Source organism: Nocardioides bruguierae (genome assembly GCF_023656415.1).
GTDB classification, from domain to species: Bacteria; Actinomycetota; Actinomycetes; order Propionibacteriales; family Nocardioidaceae; genus Nocardioides; species Nocardioides bruguierae.
This window is the reverse complement of the sequence record NZ_JAMOIL010000001.1, coordinates 338,424-356,172: the sequence shown is the minus strand read 5'-3', so window position 1 is coordinate 356,172 and position 17,749 is coordinate 338,424. Positions and strand designations below refer to the sequence as shown.

Annotated in this window: 15 protein-coding genes; 9 read left to right on the top strand and 6 right to left on the bottom strand. The window is 73.4% G+C overall.

The genetic code is table 11. From position 1 onward, the window contains the following. Both M8330_RS01730 and M8330_RS01725 read right to left on the bottom strand, forming a co-directional pair. Nucleotides 1-1,218, bottom strand: coding sequence for a substrate-binding domain-containing protein (locus M8330_RS01730; RefSeq protein WP_250825921.1), 1,218 nt, complete (start codon nt 1,216-1,218; stop codon nt 1-3). 236 nt (nt 1,219-1,454) lie between these two features. Further along, a complete protein-coding gene (locus tag M8330_RS01725; RefSeq protein ID WP_250825920.1) occupies nt 1,455-2,489 on the bottom strand; it encodes a zinc-dependent alcohol dehydrogenase family protein in 1,035 nt (344 codons plus the stop codon). A 351-nt stretch (nt 2,490-2,840) separates the two neighbouring features. Between M8330_RS01725 and M8330_RS01720 the strand changes: the two genes are divergently transcribed. From M8330_RS01720 to M8330_RS01705, 4 genes are all read left to right on the top strand, one after another. Continuing rightward, nucleotides 2,841-4,367 carry a helix-turn-helix domain-containing protein gene (locus M8330_RS01720; RefSeq protein WP_250825919.1) on the top strand — a complete coding sequence of 509 codons (1,527 nt, stop codon included), beginning with the start codon at nt 2,841-2,843 and terminating at the stop codon, nt 4,365-4,367. A 106-nt stretch (nt 4,368-4,473) separates the two neighbouring features. Further along, entirely contained in the window at nt 4,474-5,400 is a 927-nt protein-coding gene (locus M8330_RS01715; RefSeq protein WP_250825918.1) for a glycerophosphodiester phosphodiesterase family protein, read from the top strand. Then, the gene (locus tag M8330_RS01710) at nt 5,397-6,755 is read left to right on the top strand and encodes an MFS transporter (protein ID WP_250825917.1); all 1,359 of its coding nucleotides are present in this window, start codon (nt 5,397-5,399) and stop codon (nt 6,753-6,755) included. The genes M8330_RS01715 and M8330_RS01710 overlap by 4 nt, the downstream gene beginning before the upstream one ends. A 223-nt stretch (nt 6,756-6,978) precedes the next feature. Continuing rightward, nucleotides 6,979-7,359: an RNA polymerase-binding protein RbpA gene (locus M8330_RS01705; RefSeq protein WP_250825916.1), complete on the top strand. Its 381-nt coding sequence runs from the start codon at nt 6,979-6,981 to the stop codon at nt 7,357-7,359. 17 nt (nt 7,360-7,376) lie between these two features. Here M8330_RS01705 and M8330_RS01700 read toward each other — a convergent pair whose 3' ends face one another. The 4 genes from M8330_RS01700 to M8330_RS01685 all read right to left on the bottom strand — a co-directional run bounded on the left by M8330_RS01700 (nt 7,377) and on the right by M8330_RS01685 (nt 11,521). Continuing rightward, nucleotides 7,377-7,964 (bottom strand): FxsA family protein, encoded by a 588-nt coding sequence (locus M8330_RS01700; RefSeq protein ID WP_250825915.1) that lies wholly within the window; start codon nt 7,962-7,964, stop codon nt 7,377-7,379. Then, complete coding sequence (locus M8330_RS01695; protein ID WP_250054488.1) at nt 7,961-8,743, bottom strand: polyprenol monophosphomannose synthase; 783 nt, start codon at nt 8,741-8,743, stop codon at nt 7,961-7,963. Before M8330_RS01695 ends, M8330_RS01700 begins: the two co-directional genes overlap by 4 nt. Next, a complete protein-coding gene (gene lnt, locus M8330_RS01690) occupies nt 8,740-10,371 on the bottom strand; it encodes an apolipoprotein N-acyltransferase (RefSeq protein ID WP_250825914.1) in 1,632 nt (543 codons plus the stop codon). The genes M8330_RS01695 and lnt overlap by 4 nt, the downstream gene beginning before the upstream one ends. Nucleotides 10,372-10,936: 565 nt before the next feature. Then, nucleotides 10,937-11,521 carry a TetR/AcrR family transcriptional regulator gene (locus tag M8330_RS01685; protein ID WP_250825913.1) on the bottom strand — a complete coding sequence of 195 codons (585 nt, stop codon included), beginning with the start codon at nt 11,519-11,521 and terminating at the stop codon, nt 10,937-10,939. Nucleotides 11,522-11,613: 92 nt separating this feature from the next. Between M8330_RS01685 and M8330_RS01680 the strand changes: the two genes are divergently transcribed. From M8330_RS01680 to M8330_RS01660, 5 genes are all read left to right on the top strand, one after another. Beyond that, complete coding sequence (locus M8330_RS01680; RefSeq protein WP_250825912.1) at nt 11,614-12,408, top strand: enoyl-CoA hydratase/isomerase family protein; 795 nt, start codon at nt 11,614-11,616, stop codon at nt 12,406-12,408. Further along, entirely contained in the window at nt 12,401-13,879 is a 1,479-nt protein-coding gene (locus M8330_RS01675; protein ID WP_250825911.1) for an AMP-binding protein, read from the top strand. Before M8330_RS01680 ends, M8330_RS01675 begins: the two co-directional genes overlap by 8 nt. Continuing rightward, a complete protein-coding gene (locus M8330_RS01670; protein WP_250825910.1) occupies nt 13,876-15,507 on the top strand; it encodes an amidohydrolase in 1,632 nt (543 codons plus the stop codon). Before M8330_RS01675 ends, M8330_RS01670 begins: the two co-directional genes overlap by 4 nt. Next, the gene (locus M8330_RS01665) at nt 15,504-16,133 is read left to right on the top strand and encodes a hypothetical protein (RefSeq protein WP_250825909.1); all 630 of its coding nucleotides are present in this window, start codon (nt 15,504-15,506) and stop codon (nt 16,131-16,133) included. The genes M8330_RS01670 and M8330_RS01665 overlap by 4 nt, the downstream gene beginning before the upstream one ends. Before the next feature lie 91 nt (nt 16,134-16,224). Continuing rightward, entirely contained in the window at nt 16,225-17,691 is a 1,467-nt protein-coding gene (locus tag M8330_RS01660; RefSeq protein WP_250825908.1) for a KamA family radical SAM protein, read from the top strand. Nucleotides 17,692-17,749: the final 58 nt, after the last annotated feature.

The following is a 17,749-nucleotide window of genomic DNA, read 5'->3' as shown; positions in this document are numbered from 1 at the left end:
TCACTCCCCCGCGACCGGAGGGGCGACGGTGTCGGCGTCGATCTCCTCGACCAGCTCGGGCGTCCAGCCGTCGCCGTCGGCGACGAGCGAGGCGGCGTACATCGGCTGGATCAGCGCGTGGTCCTCGGCGCGGACCGTGGTCTCGCCCTTCGGCCCGTCGAAGGTCCAGCCCTCGAGCGCGGCGACCATGGCGTCCACGTCTCCCCCGCCCTCGGCGACCGCGTGGGCGATCATCTGGCCGGCCACGAAGCCGTCGGGCGAGAACAGGTCCGGGGTCTCCCCGGCCTCCTCGAGGCTCGCGACCATCGCGTCGTTGACCTCGTTGTCGGGGCCGTCGGCGAAGTAGTGGCTGAGGAAGGTGATCTGGTCGCTGGCCGCGCCGTAGGCGTTGTAGCTGGCGACGTCGGCGAGGCCCGTGGTCACCGGGGCGGCGTCGAAGACTTGCTGCTGGGAGAGGCTCTGCCACATGGCGGCGGTGGTGTCGCCGGCCCAGGCCACGAAGACCAGGTCGGGCTTCGCGTCGAGGATGCGGCGGGCGAACGGCGTGAACTCGGTGGCGTCCTCGGGCACGAGCACGCTCTGCACGTCGGCACCGGCGGCACCGAGCACCGCGTCGACCGCGGCGGCGTTGCCCTGGCCGAAGGCGTTGTCCTGGCCGAACACGACGACCTTCTGTCCGCTCGGGTCCCCGAGCAGGGCGCCGGCCGTGGCCACGTCCTGGTAGGTCTGGCGGCCGGAGCGGAAGGTGTAGTCGTTGATGCCGGTGATCGCGTCGGCGGCCGCCGGGCCCGAGATGTAGAGGATCTTGTTCTGCTCGGCCTGCTCGGCGAGGGGCAGCGCGACGCCGGAGGAGACGGTGCCCACGACGATCTGGGTGCCGGAGCCGATCGCGTCCTTGGCCAGGCTGACGGCCTTGGCGGAGTCGCCGGCGTCGTCGGAGAAGCTGAGCTCGATGGCCTGGCCGTCGACCTCACCGGTGCCGTCGGTGGCGTAGTCGAGGCCGGCCTCGAGCCCCGCCCGGTAGGCGGCGCCGTAGGCGGCCAGCGGGCCGGTCTCGGAGTAGATGACCGCGACGTCGACGGCGGAGGAGCCCTCGGCCGAGTCGTCACCGTCGCTGGAGGGGGCGCAGGCGCTCAGCGCCAGGCCCAGCGTGGCCGCGGCGGCCAGGGCGGTGGCCCGGCGCGTCGGCGCCGCCACCTTCTGCAGGATCGTCCTCATCGACGTGGTCCCTCTCGTCCGTTGGCAAACATGACAGGTGAGTCAGGTCTCAGAACGGAACGTAACCGGCGTCACATCGAGCGTCAACCACGCAGCGCGGCGGCGGCACGTCGCGGGTGGTGTCGTCGTGGGTGTCGTGGTGGGCGTCGCGGACGCGACGAGGCCCCGCCCCCGGACGGACCGGGAGCGGGGCCTCGTGACGGGCAGGACGCGGCGTCGCGCCGCGTCCTCGCAGGTCAGGAGACGTCGAGCAGCGTCTTGATCGCGCGACGCTCGTCCATGGCCGCGTACGCCTCGGCGACCTGCTCCACCGGCAGGCGCAGGTCGAAGACCTGGCCGGGGTCGATCGTGCCGGCGAGCACCAGGTCGAGCAGGTGCGGGAGGTACTCGCGCACCGGAGCCATGCCGCCGGCGAGGCCGACGTTCTTGCTGAACATGGTGCGCATCGGGGGCTCGGCGCCGTGGGGCACGCCGACGAAGCCGACGCGGGAGCCGGGGCGGGCGACGTTGAACGCGGTGGTCATGGCCTGGCCGGTGCCGACGCACTCGAGGACCGCGTCGGCGCCGACGCCGCCGGTGATCTCCATGACGGCGGCCTCGCCCTCCTCGCCGCGAGCGGCGACCAGGTGGGTGGCGCCGAAGGCGGTGCCCAGCTTCTGGCGCGACTCGTGGCGCGACATCAGGACGACCTTCTCGGCGCCCATCTGGCTGGCGGCGATGACGCCGCACAGGCCCACGGCGCCGTCCCCGACCACCACGGCCGTGCCGCCCTCGCGGACGCCGGCGGCGACCGCGGCGTGCCAGCCGGTCGGCATCACGTCGGAGAGGGCCATCAGGCTGGGCACCAGGGCGGCGTCGGGGCCCGCGGCGCCGACGCCCGGGACCTTCACCAGGGAGCCGTCGGCCTGGTTGACCTTGGCCAGCTCGCCCTGGCCGGAGACCGTCATGCCCACGTTCACGCAGGCCGACTGCATGCCGGCGCGGCAGTGGGCGCAGGTGTTGTCGCAGTGGTCGAACGGGACGATGACGAAGTCGCCCGGCTTCACGGTGCTGACCTCGGAGCCGACCGCCTCGACGAAGCCGATGCACTCGTGGCCGATGGTGTGCGGCTCGGTGGTCGGGTTCTCGCCGCGGTAGGGCCAGAGGTCGGAGCCGCAGACGCAGGCGGTGGTGACGCGGACGATCGCGTCGGTGGGGCGGGAGACGACCGGGTCGGGGACGTCGGTCTCGAAGCGGATGTCGCGGGGAGCGTGGATCATGGTGGCGCGCATGAGCCCGAGCATGGCAGCCGCCCGGTGCTCCGCGCACTCGCACAGGTGGTTGCCCCTGGCATCTTCCCCGGTGGGACGCCGTCGGGCGTGACGGACGCGACGTCACGGCCCGGGTGGGGATCGCGTCGGTCCGGTTCGGTGCGGGCCACTGCGTGACCCACGTGTGGTCACCAACCCGGTGTCAGAGTCGGTGCGGGACGCGGTTGGGGACCACACGTGCCACCGGCGCCGACACGCACCACCCCGGTGGGTTTGCAGTCTTATCTCACATGTGAGTTACCGTCGTCGACGACGTCGGCCGAGGGCGGGTGACCCACCCGCGCCGGCCGGAGGACGAGAGAAGGGGAAGCGATGAGCGAGGGCTACAAGGACCGGATCGGTCTCCTGATCCGGGACGCCCGCAAGCACCGCGGCCTGACCCAGCAGCAGCTCGCCGAGCGCCTGGGCACGAGCCAGAGCGCGGTGAACCGCATCGAGCGGGGCCAGCAGAACCTGAGCCTGGAGATGATCGCCCGGATCGGCACCGCGCTGGACTCCGAGATCGTCGCGCTGGGCGCCGGCCCGGTGCACCTGCGGATCACCGGCCCGACCACGCTGTCGGGCGAGATCGAGGTCAAGACCTCCAAGAACGCCGGTGTCGCGCTGCTGTGCGGCTCCCTGCTGAACAAGGGCCGCACCGTCCTGCGCCGCGTGGCGCGCATCGAGGAGGTCAACCGTCTCCTGGAGGTGCTCGGCAGCCTCGGCGTGCAGACCCGCTGGCTCAACGACGAGAACGACCTCGAGATCATCCCGCCCAAGCAGCTCAAGCTGGACGACATCGACGAGGAGGCGGCCCGGCGCACCCGCTCGGTGATCATGTTCCTCGGGCCGCTGCTGCACCGCGCCGACTCGTTCGCCCTGCCCTACGCGGGCGGCTGCAACCTCGGCACGCGCACGGTCGAGCCGCACATGGCCGCGCTGCGTCCCTTCGGTCTCGACGTGGTCGCCACCGAGCGCCAGTACCACGCCAAGGTCGACGCCAGCGTCGTCCCGGGCCGCCCGATCGTGCTCAGCGAGCGCGGCGACACCGTCACCGAGAACGCGCTGATGGCCGCCGCGCTCCACCCGGGCACGACGATCATCCGCAACGCCTCGTCCAACTACATGGTCCAGGACCTGTGCTTCTACCTGCAGAAGCTGGGCGTCGAGGTGGAGGGCATCGGCACCACGACGCTGACCGTGACGGGCGTGGAGAACATCGACGTCGACGTCGACTACGCCCCCTCCGAGGACCCGATCGAGGCGATGAGCCTCCTCGCCGCGGCGATCGTCACCAAGTCTGAGATCACCATCAAGCGGGTGCCGATCGAGTTCCTCGAGATCGAGCTGGCCACCCTGGAGACGATGGGCTTCGAGTACGAGCGCAGCGAGGAGTACGCGGCCCGCAACGGCCACACGCGCCTGGTCGACCTCACCACGTACCCCAGCGAGCTCACGGCCCCACGGGACAAGATCCACCCGCTGCCGTTCCCGGGCCTCAACATCGACAACCTGCCGTTCTTCGCGGTCATCGCCGCCGTGGCCACCGGCCAGACGCTGCTGCACGACTGGGTCTACGAGAACCGGGCGATCTACCTGACCGAGCTCTCCAAGCTCGGCGGCAACGTGAAGCTGCTCGACCCGCACCGCGTGATGATCGAGGGCCCGACGCACTTCAGCGGCACCGAGATCGTGTGCCCGCCGGCACTGCGCCCCTCCGTCGTCCTGCTGCTGGCGATGCTCGCGGCCAAGGGGACGTCGGTGCTGCGCTCGACCTACGTGATCGCCCGCGGCTACGAGGACCTCGCCGAGCGTCTCAACGAGCTGGGCGCGAGCATCGAGTCCTTCCGCGACATCTGAGCCGGCACCCCCGGCGAGCACGACCCGGACCCCCGTCGACCCTCCTTCACCGGACGGACGGCGGGGGTCCACCCCATCCCGGGCCGCGAACGGCCATACTGCGCCGGTGAGCACCAGCAGCAGCGCCTCACCGGTCACCGGTCACGCCTACCTCGACCGGGTCCATGACCTGCCGGGCTCGGTCCTGGCCATGGCGCACCGCGGCGGTGCCCGGCACCTCGACCTCGCCGGCCTGGAGAACACCCGCACCGCGTTCGCGCACGCCGTCGACCTCGGCTACTCCTACCTGGAGACCGACGTGCACGCCACGCGGGACGGGGTGCTGCTGGCGTTCCACGACGACCGCCTGGACCGGGTCACCGACAGCACCGGCCTCGTCGCCGACCTGCCCGCCTCGGCCGTGCGGGCCGCGCGCGTCGCCGGGCGTGAGCCGGTGCCCACCCTCGACGAGCTGCTCGAGTCCTTCCCCGGCGTCGCCTTCAACATCGACATCAAGGCGGACGCGGCGGTGCAGCCGCTCGTGGAGACCATCGCCGCCCACCGCGCGTGGGACCGGGTGCTGGTCGGCTCCTTCGGCCTCGGCCGGCTGCGCCGCTTCCGAGCGCTGGCCCAGGGCCGCGTGCCCACCTCGGCCGCCCCCGCCGAGGTGGCGGCCTTCGTCTCCCCCACCAGCCCCCGGGCCCTGCGCCGTCGGGTGGCCCGCCACGTCGCCGCCCTCCAGGTGCCCGTCGCCCAGCGGGTGCCGGTGCCGGGCCGCACGGAGCACCTGCCGGTGGTGACCGAGCGGCTGGTGCACCGGGCCCACGAGGTCGGCGTGCACGTGCACGTGTGGACCGTCGACGAGCCGGCCGAGATGGCGTGGCTGCTCGGCCTCGGGGTCGACGGGCTGATCACCGACCGCACCGACGTGCTGCGTGACACGCTCACCGAGCGCGGCGTCTGGCTCGGCGCCGCCAGCGGGCCCGAGACCCAGCCCGTCCCCCAGACCCAGCCCGAGACCCAGCCCGAGACCCAGCACCGGAGCGACTCATGAGCACCGCCTCGTCCGACCAGCCCGTGCTGAGCCCCGCCGAGCGTCGCCGGGAGCAGCGCTCCTGGTACTTCTACGACTTCGCCAACTCCGCCTTCTCCACCACGGTGGCGGGCGTGCTGTTCGGCCCGTACCTGATCGCGGTGGCCGAGCAGGCGGCGGTCGACGACCGGGTCTCGGTCCTCGGGGTGGCCGTGGCGCCGGGCGCGCTGCCCGCGTTCGTCATCACGGCCTCGACCCTGCTCTCGGCCGTCCTGCTGCCCATGCTGGGCGCGGTCGCCGACCGCACGGCCCGCAAGAAGGACCTCATGGCGGGGTTCGCGTGGGTGGGCGCGGCGGCCGCGGCGGGCCTGTTCCTCATGACCGACGACAACTGGCAGCTGGGCGTCGTCTCCTTCCTGGTGGCCAACCTGTGCTTCGCGGCGGCTGCGGTCTTCTACGACTCGATGCTGCCGCTGATCTCGACCGAGTCCGAGCGCGACGGCGTCTCCAGCCGCGGGTGGGCGCTCGGCTACGCCGGCGGCGGCCTGCTGCTGGCGATCAACTTCGTGCTGGTCTCGTTCCCGGAGCTGATCGGCACCGACGTGGCAGGCGCGACCCGCATCAGCCTGCTGTCGGCGGCGATCTGGTGGGCGGCGTTCACCGTCATCCCGTGGCTCGGCATCCGCAACCGGCCCCCGCGCGACGTCGAGCCGGTCGCCGGCGGGGTCGTGCAGCGCAGCTTCGGCCAGCTCTGGACGACGCTCAAGGAGCTGCGGCGCTACCCGGTCGCCCTGACGTTCCTGGCCGCCTACCTGTTCTTCAACGACGGCATCCAGACCGTCATCGGCCAGGCCTCCATCTACGGCACCGAGACCCTGGGCTTCGAGCTCGGCACGGTCCTGGTCGCCTACCTGGTGGTGCAGCTGGTCGCCGTCGGCGGTGCCCTCGCCTTCGGCCGGGCGGCGGTGCGGTTCGGCGCCAAGCCGGTCATCCTGTTCGGCCTGGTGATCTGGATGGTCATCGTCACCGTCGCCCTCGTGCTGCCCGCCGGCCAGTTCCCTTTGTTCCTGCTGCTGGCCGTCGCGATCGGTGTCGTCCTCGGCGGCACGCAGGCGCTGGCGCGTTCCTACTTCTCGCTGCTCATCCCGGCCGGCAAGGAGGCGGAGTTCTTCAGCCTCTACCACGCGATGGACCGTGGCACCTCCTGGTTCGGCACCCTCGTCTTCGGCCTCGTCTACCAGGTCACCGGCTCGTACCGGCCGGCCGTGTTCGCGCTCGTCGTGTTCTTCCTCGTCGGTGGGTTCCTCCTCACCCGGGTGGACACCCGCCGCGGGATCGCCGACGCCGGCAACCGCCTGCCGGCCCATCTCGCCTGAGGCGCGAAGCCGCAGGTCAGGCGGCCGGTGACGGGCTGTGTGCGAGGTGCTCCGGGCGCTGCTCGCCGGCGTCGGCCACACCCCTGCGGCCGTTTGTGGGAACACGCGCCCGGTCTGTACCGTTGTGAGATATCGACGAAGGACCCACTGCGCCCCCCGGCACTCCGGCCGGGCCCCTGAGGCTGGTGGTGGGCGACGTCGAGGATCACACGGGAGGCCACACATGGCAGAGCGCACACTGCGTGGCGCACGACTCGGAGGCCAGAGCTTCGAGGACGAGCGCGGCATCGAGTTCGCGGCCCGGCAGCAGGTCGGCTACAAGTGCCCGCAGAACCACGAGTTCGAGATCACCATGTCGATCGAGGCCGAGGTTCCGGCCGTCTGGGAGTGCCCGCGCTGCGGCTCCGAGGCGCTGAGCGTGGCGGGCATCAAGCCCGAGGACAAGGCCGAGAAGCCTGCTCGTACCCACTGGGACATGCTGCTCGAGCGTCGCTCCGAGAAGGAACTCGAGGACATCCTCAAGGAGCGCCTGGAGCTGCTTCGCGGCGGCGAGATCGGCCCCGCGCACCTGCACCGCGAGAACAAGAAGCGCACCTCCGCCTGAGCGGTTCTCCCTGCGCCTCAGCCTCGGGGAGGCCCGTCCTCCTCGTCAGGCTCCACCACGTCGCCCCGGACGACCGGCCCCTGGCCGGGTCCGGGGCGACGTGCGTCCGGACCGCTGCCCGGCGCACCCGGGAAGCCCCCTGGGAACCCGCCGGTGAAGCCGAAGGACGTGGCCCCGCCACCGACCGCCCGGGTCGTGACGAAGCGCGCCAGGAGCACCCGGAACAGCGGGCGGGTCACCGGCAGCACCATCGCCAGCCCCAGGGCGTCGGTGACGAACCCCGGCGTGAGCAGCAGGGTGGCGCCGATCAGCACCAGCGCGCCGTCGGCGAGCTCGCGCGCCGGCATCCGCGCACTGCCCAGCGCCTCGCGCAGGGCGGCCCAGGCGTGCCCGAACTCCCGCCGCACCAGGTAGGCGCCCAGGACGCTGTCGGCCACGAGCAGCAGGATCGTCCAGCCGGCACCGATGACCTGGCCGACCTGGATGACGGCCCACAGCTCGATCAGGGGCACGCCGATGAACGCGAGGCCGAGCACCCAGCCCCAGCCGCTGCGGCGACGGCGTGGTCCGGGGGTGGGGCCGGAGGCGGGTCCGGGGGCGCTCATCGGCCCACCTGCTCCGGCAGCGGGCGGTGCGCGCCGCGGGCCCGGGCCCAGCGGTCCTGGAGCCCCCAGCCGGTGATCCGCCACAGCGACTCCAGCGCCACCGATCCGGTCATCTTCGAGTCCCCCCGTTCCCGCTCCACGAAGTCGATCGGCACCTCGCGCACCGTGAGCCCGGCGTGCAGCGTCCGCACGACGAGGTCGGTCTGGAAGACGTAGCCGGTGGAGCGGACCCCCGGCAGGTCGATCGCCTCCAGCGTGGCGCGCCGGTACAAGCGGAACCCGGCCGTGGCGTCGCGGACCGAGATGCCCAGCAGCAGGCGCACGTAGAGGTTGCCGCCCACCGAGAGCAGGCGCCGGTGCCACGGCCAGTTCTGCACCGAGCCACCGCGGACCCACCGCGAGCCGATGACGAGGTCGGCCGGATTCTCACCGTCGGTGACGGCCGCCAGCAGCCGCGGCAGCTGCTCGGGCTGGTGGGAGCCGTCCGCGTCCATCTCCCCGACGAGGTCGAAGCCCGCGTCCAGCGCGTGGGCGAAGCCGGCCAGGTAGGCCGCCCCCAGGCCCTCCTTGCCGGCGCGGTGCAGCACGTGTACCTGCGGGTCGGCGGCGGCGAGGTCGTCGGCCAGGGCGCCGGTGCCGTCCGGGGAGGCGTCGTCGACGACGAGGACGTCCACCTGCGGCGCGGCGGCACGGAGCCGGCCCACGATCCAGGCCAGGTTCTCGGCCTCGTTGTAGGTCGGCACGACCATGACGGTGCGGGCCGGCGTCGGGCTGCTCATCGCGGGCTCCTGGTCAGCCTGGTGCGCGCGTCCCCGCTGCGAGGCTCGGCCGCGTCGGTCAGGCCGTCGCCCGGGCCGTCGGTGGTCTCCTGCGGCACCGGCGAGCTGCCCCGCCGCCGGCGCAGGTCGGTGCCGAGGGCGAGCAGGAGCGCGAGCACGGTGGCGGCGGCGGCGCCGCGGGTGAGCCACGGGCCGACGCGGATGCCGGGCGAGACGTCGTCGACCAGCCCCACCTGGGCGGTCATGACCGCCTTGGTGCGCTTGGGCGTGGTGGCCACCACCGAGCCGTCAGGGGCGACGATGCCCGAGATGCCGTTCACGGACGCCACGGCCAGCCAGCGACCGGCCTCGATGGCGCGCAGGCGCGTGATGGCGAACTGCTGCTCGAGCTGGTGGGTGTTGATGAACATCGCGTTCGAGGTCTGCACCGTGATCAGCTGGGCCCCGTTGCTCACCTGGGCCTGGAGGGTGTCGTCGTAGGCGACGTCGAAGCAGATCAGGTCCGCCACCAGCAGGCCGTCGGCGTCCAGGGGGTCGGTGCGCGTGCCGGGGCGCATGTCGCGGGTGATGGTGCGCAGCTCGCCGAAGGTGAAGTCGGCGTAGCGGCGCAGCGGGATGTACTCGCCGTAGGGCACCGGGTGCCACTTGGTGTACCGGTCGCCTGCGCCGGTCTCGGGGTCCCACACGATGCCCTGGTTCAGCACGTAGTCGTCACCGTCGTCGACCATCGCACCGACCAGGACGGGCGCGCCGATCGCGGCCACCGCGCGCTCGATCTGGGCGTGGGTCTGCGTGTCGTAGAAGGGGTCGACGGCGGTGGAGTTCTCCGGCCACACGACCAGGTCGGGCTGCTCGGCCTCGCCGGCGGCGACCTGGGCGGCCAGGGCCACCGTCTCGTCGGCCTGGTTCCGGGTCACCTGGCGGAAGTCGTTGAGCACGTTGGTGCCGTCGCCCGGCACGTCACCCTGGACGACGGCGACCTCGGCGGTGTCCACCACGTCGCCCTGCCACGGCACGAGGACGGCGAGCGTCGTGAGGACGGCCAGCGAGGCCAGTCCGGCGGCGGGCCGCACCAGGGCCTCCCGCACCCGCCGGGCCCCGCGGACGCCGGCCCGGGAGCGCGCCTGCCAGGAGACCACCGCGGCGGCCAGAGCCGTGGCTGCCAGGGCCCAGACCAGCGAGACGCCCACCATCCCGATCCACGGCAGGAGCCGCTCGAGCGGGGTGTCGACGGAGGCGAAGGCGAGCCGACCCCAGGGCATGCCGGAGAACGGCCAGGTGGAGCGGAGGTTCTCCAGCGCCACCCAGGCCAGGGCCACGGTCAGGGGCCACCAGCGGTGCCGGGTCAGCGCAGCGGCCGCCGCGCCCGTGAGCCCGATGAAGAAGGTCTCCAGGGCGGCCAGGCCGAGCCACGCAGGCACCGCCACCGCGGTCATCCAGAAGATGTGGGTGAAGTAGAAGCAAGCGCCGAAGACGAGGCCGGTGAGGAACCCGCGGCGCAGTCGGACGCCGCGACAGGTGAGCACGAAGGCCGCCACGGCCAGGGGCACGACGAGGGCGAGACCCACGGGGTCGAAGGCCAGCGAGAGGGCGAGACCGGCGGCGGCCGCGGCGAGGAGTCGTCGCACCCCTCCACGGTAACGGGCGGGCCCCAGCCGGGGTGGCGCCGGGGCCGACGCCAGGGCGTCGGTCCAAGGCCACCCCGGCCGGACAGCCGGGGTCCACAGGAGTCACGGGCGGGTCATGGCGCCTTCGGTCCGACCTGATGTCCAGGCGGGCTGCCGGGGCAGGACGTTGTCTAGGGGGTCAGGACCCGGTCCGAGTCCGCTCCTCGGGGCGTGGACCGACCACCGCGGAGCGGGTCGGACAGGTGGCTGGCGGTGCACACCCTCCGACACGACCACTCGGACGTCGGTCCACCCACCTCGATCTGTGGTGAGCGGAGGCTTCACCTTGGTGGGTGGGCGCGGCGAGTGTCAACGCCCCCGTGACCAGCACCGATGCATGTCACCGCAGGTGGCGGGGGGTGTGCTCGGACGAGATTGGTGCCGATGTTCTGTCTGGACCACCGACCGACGACCCCAGGGCTGATCGCCCCGTCCGTCACACGCGGCATCGTGCGTCGCACGCGCCCCAGTGACACCGTCGATCCTGTCTCATCCCTCCGGGTGAGCAATCACCCGTTTCGGGTAATCAACGCGCTCCGAGCGCCCCGCGGGCCAGGGACACGTGCTCCTCGGCGACCTCTGCGACGCCGAGGTCGCCGTCGCTGCGGAACCACCGAGCCACGCTGCTGCACATCTCCAGCACCGCCCGCCGTGCCAGGTCCGGCTGCGCGACCACGAGGAGGCCCTGGTCCACGCCGTCCTCGATGACCGTGCGCCAGAGGTCCTCGTACTCGTCGCGCAGCGCCACCACGCCGGCCCGGGCGTCGGGAGTCAGCGCTCCCAGCTCGCCGTCGACCACCCGGGTCTGCTCCGGGCGCTCCGCGTGCGCGCGCACGTGCACGCGGACCAGGGCGTCGAGCCGGTCACGGGGGTCCTCCCCCGCCCCGGCCAGCGCCGCCCGGGCCTCCGCGGTCAGCCGCTCGAGCGCGCTGCGCATCAGGCGAGCGAGGAGCTCCTCCTTGGTGCCCATCCAGTGGTAGAGGGAGGCCGAGGTCAGCCCGGACTCCTGCGCCAGCCGGCGGATGCCGGTGCCGTGGAACCCGCGCTGGGCGAAGAGCCTGGTCGCGGCCTGCTCCACACGCTCGTTGGTGGTGGGGCTCGTGGCGGTCACGACCCGAGCGTATCCAATCGATCGATCGATCGCCTACGCTCGGACGAGGCGGAGCGACGAGCCCGCCGCGAGCAGAGGAGCGGAGCAGCGGGATGCAGCACCCAGCAGAGGGCACGGCGCCGGCAGGCGGCACGGAGCCGGGCGTCGTCGAGTACGAGCGCGACGGCGAGGTGGCCGTCGTCCGCCTCAACCGACCGCACCGGCTCAACGCCGTGGACGGCACCCTCACGCCCGCGCTGGTCGCGGCGCTGCGCCGGGCCCACGCCGAGGAGGTCGGCGCCGTCGTGCTCGCAGGTCGCGGCCGTGCCTTCTGCGCCGGCCACGACCTCAAGGAGGAGCCCGCGGTCGAGACCCCGCTGCAGACCCGGGCCCGCCTGGAGGAGATCCAGGAGGTCACCCGCCTCGTCCGCCGCTTCCCCGGCCCGGTGGTGGCCGCGGTGCACGGCTACGCCCTGGGCGCGGGTGCCGAGTTCGCCCTGTGCTGCGACGTCGTCGTCGCCGCCGAGGACGCCCGGTTCGGGTTCCCCGAGGTGGGCGTCGGGCTGTCGGTCACCGGCGGCATCTCCACGCTGCTGCCGGCCCTCGTCGGCTGGGCCCGCGCCAAGGAGCTGCTGCTGCTCGGCGAGCACGTCACCGGCACCGAGGCCGCCGCCATGGGCCTGGTCGCCCGGGCGGTGCCCACCGGCACGCACGAGGAGGTCGCCCTCGACCTCGCCCACCGGATGGCCGCCCGTCCGCGACTGTCCACCTCGCTGGCCAAGCGGGTGCTGGACGCCGCGGTCGACTCCCAGGTCGAGCGCTCGCTGGCCACGGAGGTCGAGCACGCGCTGCTCACCTCCCTCTCGGGCGAGGACGAGGCCCCGCGCGAGGAGTTCACCGGTGCCTGAGCAGCCCACCCTCGTCGACCACCTCCTCGACGCCGCGGGCACCCACCCCGACAAGGTCGCGTGGGTCTTCGACCTGCCGGGGCAGCCGGTGCAGCGGTGGACCTACGCCCGTGTCGCGGACGTCTCCGCCGGCCTGGCGGTCGCGCTCGTCGCGCGCGGCGTGCGGCCCGGCGACCACGTCGGGCTGATGCTCGGCAACTCCCCCTGGATGCCGGCCGCCTGGCTCGCGCTCCAGCGCGTCGGGGCCGCGGCGGTGCCCCTCAACGTCCGCTACCGGCCGGGCGACGCCGCCCACGTGCTCGCGGACGCCGGGGTGCACCTCGTGCTCGCCGCGCCCGAGCACGTCGGCCTGCTGCGCGAGGCCGGCGCCGCCGACGTCCTGGACCCCGCGGGGCTGACGCTGGACCCGGCGTCCTGGGAGCAGGGGGCGACCGCGCCCACGGCGGTGGTCAACGTGCAGTACACCTCCGGCACCACCGGACGCCCCAAGGGCTGCGTCCTCACCCACGAGTACTGGACGACCCTGGGCGGCTCGATGCTCACCGAGTTCCCGCACCTGGGCGAGGACGACGTGCTGCTCACCGCGCAGCCCTTCCACTACGTCGACCCGCAGTGGAACGTGGTGGCCGCCCTCCTGGCCCGTGCGACGCTCGTGGCCCTCGACGGCTTCCACCCCTCGTCCTTCTGGGCGAAGGTGCGCGAGCACGAGGTCACCTACTTCTACTGCCTGGCCTCGATGCCCACGCTGCTCCTGAAGATGCCCGCCGACCCGCTCGACCGTGCGCACCGCGTGCGGGCGGTGCAGTGCTCGGCGATCCCCCCGGCGCTGCACGCCGACCTCGAGGAGCGGTGGGGCGTCGGCTGGTTCGAGGCGTTCGGGATGACCGAGACGGGCGCCGACATTCGCGTCGGCGCGTCCGAGCACGACGCACTCGTCGGCACCGGATGCCTCGGACGCCCGGCTGCGCACCGCGAGGCACGGCTGGACGAGGCGGGCCAGCTCTGGCTGCGCGGGCCCGGCATGATGCTCGGCTACCTCGGGCTGGCCTCCCCCTTCGACGCCGACGGCTGGTTCCCCACCGGGGACCTGGCCCGCACCGACGACGCCGGGCGGCTGTACCTGGCCGGGCGGCTCAAGGACATGATCCGTCGCTCCGGGGAGAACGTGGCGGCGGTGGAGGTCGAGGAGACGCTGCTCGCCCACCCCGCGGTCCGGCTCGCCGGGGTCGTGGCGGTGCCGGACGAGGTGCGCGGCGAGGAGGTCGGTGCGTTCGTCGTGGCGCCCGGGGCGTCGGTCGAGGACCTGCGCTCCTGGTGCGCCGAGCGGCTGGCCGGCTTCAAGGTGCCGCGCTACTGGGTGCTGCGCGAGGACCTGCCGCTGACCGCCTCGCACCGCGTGGAGAAGGGGACGCTGCGGGCCGAGGTGTCCGCCGGCGTCCTGGCGGCCGAGGGCGTGGAGGTGGGCGCGTGAGCTTCCAGGCCGACCTCCTGGTCACCAACGCCCGGGTGCGGACCCTCACCGGGCCCGGCCACACCGGCACGGCCTCGTCCGTGGCGATCTGGGGCGGGCGCGTGCTGGCCGTCGACGAGGACGTGCCGGCGCGCGAGGTGCTGGACGTGGGCGGCGCCGTCGTGGTGCCCGGCTTCCACGACGCCCACAACCACATGGCCTGGTACGGGCTGGCGCTCGCCGAGGTCGACCTGCGGCTGGGCTCGCTCGAGGCGGTCTACGACGCCGTGGCCGCCCGCGCCGCCACGCTGCCGCCCGGGGCGTGGGTCATCGGCGAGGGCTACGACGAGAACAAGATCGGCGCCCACCCCGACCGCGACGCCCTGGACCGGGCCTCCGGCGGTCGGCGGGTGTGGCTCAAGCACACCAGTGGGCACATGTGCGTGGTCTCCTCGGCGCTGCTGGAGGACCTGGGGCTGGCGTCGGCCGCCCGCGAGGTGTCGGGCGGCCTGGTCGTCACCGACGCCTCCGGTCGGCCGACCGGGCTGCTGCAGGAGACGGCGCAGTCGCTGCTCTCGGACCTGGTGCTCCCCTACCCCACCGCCACGCTCGTCGACGCGGTCGAGCGAGCGGGGCGGGCCTACCTGGCCGAGGGCCTGACCTCGGTGGTCGAGGCGGGCGTCGGCGGGGGCTGGATCGGCAAGTCGCCCGTCGAGGTCGCCGCGTACCAGGCGGCCCTGGACGCCGGGCGCCTGCCGGTGCGCACCGAGCTGATGGTGACCTCCGACGTGCTGCACGACGTGGCCGCGCACGCGGACGACGGCTTCGGCCCCGGTCTGGGCCGCGGGCTCGACCTCGGCATCCGCACCGGCCTGGGCGACGACCGCTTGCGCCTGGGGCCGGTGAAGGTCTTCAGCGACGGCTCGCTCATCGGCCACACCTGCGCCATGACCGAGGACTTCGCCGACACCCCGGGCGTGCGCGGCTACCTCCAGGCCGACGCCGAGGCCATCACCGAGCGGATCGTCACCGCCCACCGAGCCGGGTGGCGGGTGGCCACGCACGCGATCGGGGACGCCGCGATCGACCTCGTCCTGGACGCGGTGGAGCGGGCCCAGGCGAGCGTGCCTCGGCCCGACGCCCGGCACCGGATCGAGCACTTCGGCGTGGCACGCCCCGACCAGGTGCAGCGTGCCGCCGCGCTGGGGGTGGTGCCCGTGCCGCAGGGCCGGTTCGTCGGCGAGATCGGCGACGGCATGCTGCGGGCGCTGGGGCCCGAGCGGGCCGGCTGGGCCTACCGGGGGCGCTCGCTGCTGGACGCCGGCCTGCCGCTGGTCGGGTCCTCCGACCGTCCCGTCGTGGCCGGCGCGCCGCTGCTGGGCATGCACGACCTGGTCAACCGGCGCACGGACGCGGGTGCCCCGCTCGGCCCCGAGGAGGCGGTCACCGGGCTCGAGGCGCTCGTGGCCTACACCCACGGGTCCGCCTACGCCTCGCACCAGGAGGGCTCCCGCGGCCTCGTCGCGCCCGGCTACCTGGCCGACCTCGCCGTGCTCTCGGACGACCCGGCCACCTGCGACCCCGGCGCGATCCGGGACGTCGCGGTGCTGGCGACGCTGCTCGGTGGAGAGGTGGTGCACACGGCATGAGCGACCTGGTGCTGCGCGACTGGGCCGGGCTGGACGCCCCGCACCGTGACCGCGTCCGCCAGATCTACGAGGACGCCTTCCCGCCCGAGCTGCGGGCGCCGTTCGAGGACCTCCTGGTGGACCGCCTGCTCGTCGCGGTGCCCGTGCCTGAGGGCGCCGACCACGGGGCGGACCCCGTGGGGCTCGCGCTCGTGCGCGACCTGGGGAGCACCGACTGGACGTTCCTGCGCTACCTGGCGATCGGGCCCCGCGGCGGCGGCCACGGGTCCCGGCTGGTGGCAGCCCTGGCCGCGCTGCTGGCCGCGGAGGGGCGCAGGGTGCTCGTGTGGGACGTCGAGGACCCCGACGAGCCCGGGATCGGCCCGGAGGCCGTGGAGGAGCACCGGCGCCGCATCGTCTTCTACGAGCGCGCTGGCGGGGTGCTGCTGCCGGTGCGCGAGTACGCACCCCCGCACGGCGACGAGCTCGACGGGCACGCGCCGTCGCTGCGGCTGATGGCGCTCCCGCTCACCGACGCCGGCCTGCCCGCCGTCCGCGACCTCCTGGTGGGCGTGATGACGCTGCGCTACGAGCTGGGCGTCGACCACCCCGCCGTCCTGGCGCCCCTGGCGACGCTGGAGGAGTGAACGGCCGCCCTGGCGCGAGACGGTAAAGAACCCGGAGAATCTGCGGCCCGGTGGATCGACAACAGCAATCTTTTCTGTCACCGTCGCCGGTATGAGCATCGAGACGTCCATCGCCTCCCTGGTCGAGCAGGAGACGGGCCAGCCCTACCAGTACCGCGCGCCCGAGCTGGTGGAGCCGGACTGGACGCGCTTCCCCGGGTGGAAGGACGTCACCGACGCGGAGTGGCGCAGCGTCCAGTGGCAGCGCTCGCACTGCATCAAGAACCTCCGGCAGCTGCGCGAGCTGCTCGGCGACCTGGTCGACGAGCGGTTCTACGCCGACCTCGAGCGCGACCAGGCCGAGCGCGCGACGATGTCGATGCTCGTGCCGCCGCAGATGATGAACACGATGGCGCCGCACACCACCCCGCGTGGGCCGGGCAGCCTCACGGACGCCTTCTACGTGGACCCGATCCGTCGCTACATGCTGCCGGTGTTCTCCGACCGCCGCACCGACTGGCCCAGCCACCCCCACGCCACGCGCGACAGCCTCCACGAGCACGACATGTGGGCCGTCGAAGGCCTCACGCACCGCTACCCCACCAAGGTGCTCGCCGAGCTCCTGCCGACGTGCCCGCAGTACTGCGGCCACTGCACCCGCATGGACCTGGTCGGCAACTCCACCCCGACCGTCGAGAAGCTCAAGCTCGTCGGCAAGCCGAACGACCGGCTCACCGCGATGCTCGACTACCTGCGCGCCACCCCGACCGTGCGCGACGTCGTCGTCTCCGGCGGGGACGTGGCCAACATGCCGTGGCCGCGCCTGGAGGCGTTCCTGACCGAGCTGCTGGCGATCGAGAACGTCCGCGACGTCCGCCTCGCCACCAAGGCGTTGATCGGCATGCCGCAGCACTGGCTCCAGCCGGACGTCGTCGACGGTGTCGGCCGGGTCGCCGACCTGGCCCGCGCCAACGGCGTCTCGCTCGCGATCCACACCCACGCCAACCACGCCCAGTCGGTGACGCCGCTGGTCGCCGAGGCGTCCCGCGCGATGCTGGACGCCGGCCTGCGCGACGTGCGCAACCAGGGCGTCCTGCTCAACGGCGTCAACGCCGACCCGCACGCGCTGCTCGACCTGTGCTTCGCGCTGCTCGACGGTGCCCAGATCATGCCCTACTACTTCTACATGTGCGACATGATCCCGTTCAGCGAGCACTGGCGGGTCTCGGTCAAGGACGCGCAGCGGCTCCAGCACCACATCATGGGCTACCTGCCGGGCTTCGCGACGCCGCGCATCGTGTGCGACGTGCCCTTCGTCGGCAAGCGCTGGGTCCACCAGCTCGCGGACTACGACGAGGAGCGCGGGGTGTCCTACTGGACCAAGAACTACCGCACCTCGATCGAGGGCGACGACGCCGAGGCGCTGGGCCGCACGTACACCTACCACGACCCGATCCACACCCTGCCCGAGGCGGGGCAGCGCTGGTGGGCCGAGCACGGCAACCTGGACGAGGCCGCCCTCTCGGCCGCGGAGGCCGCCGAGGCCTCCCGACGCACGGCGGCGCTCCAGGCCTGGTGAGCCCGGCGACCCCGCCGACCGGGGAGTGCCGGCCGTCACCGGAGGGGAGGCAGGATGG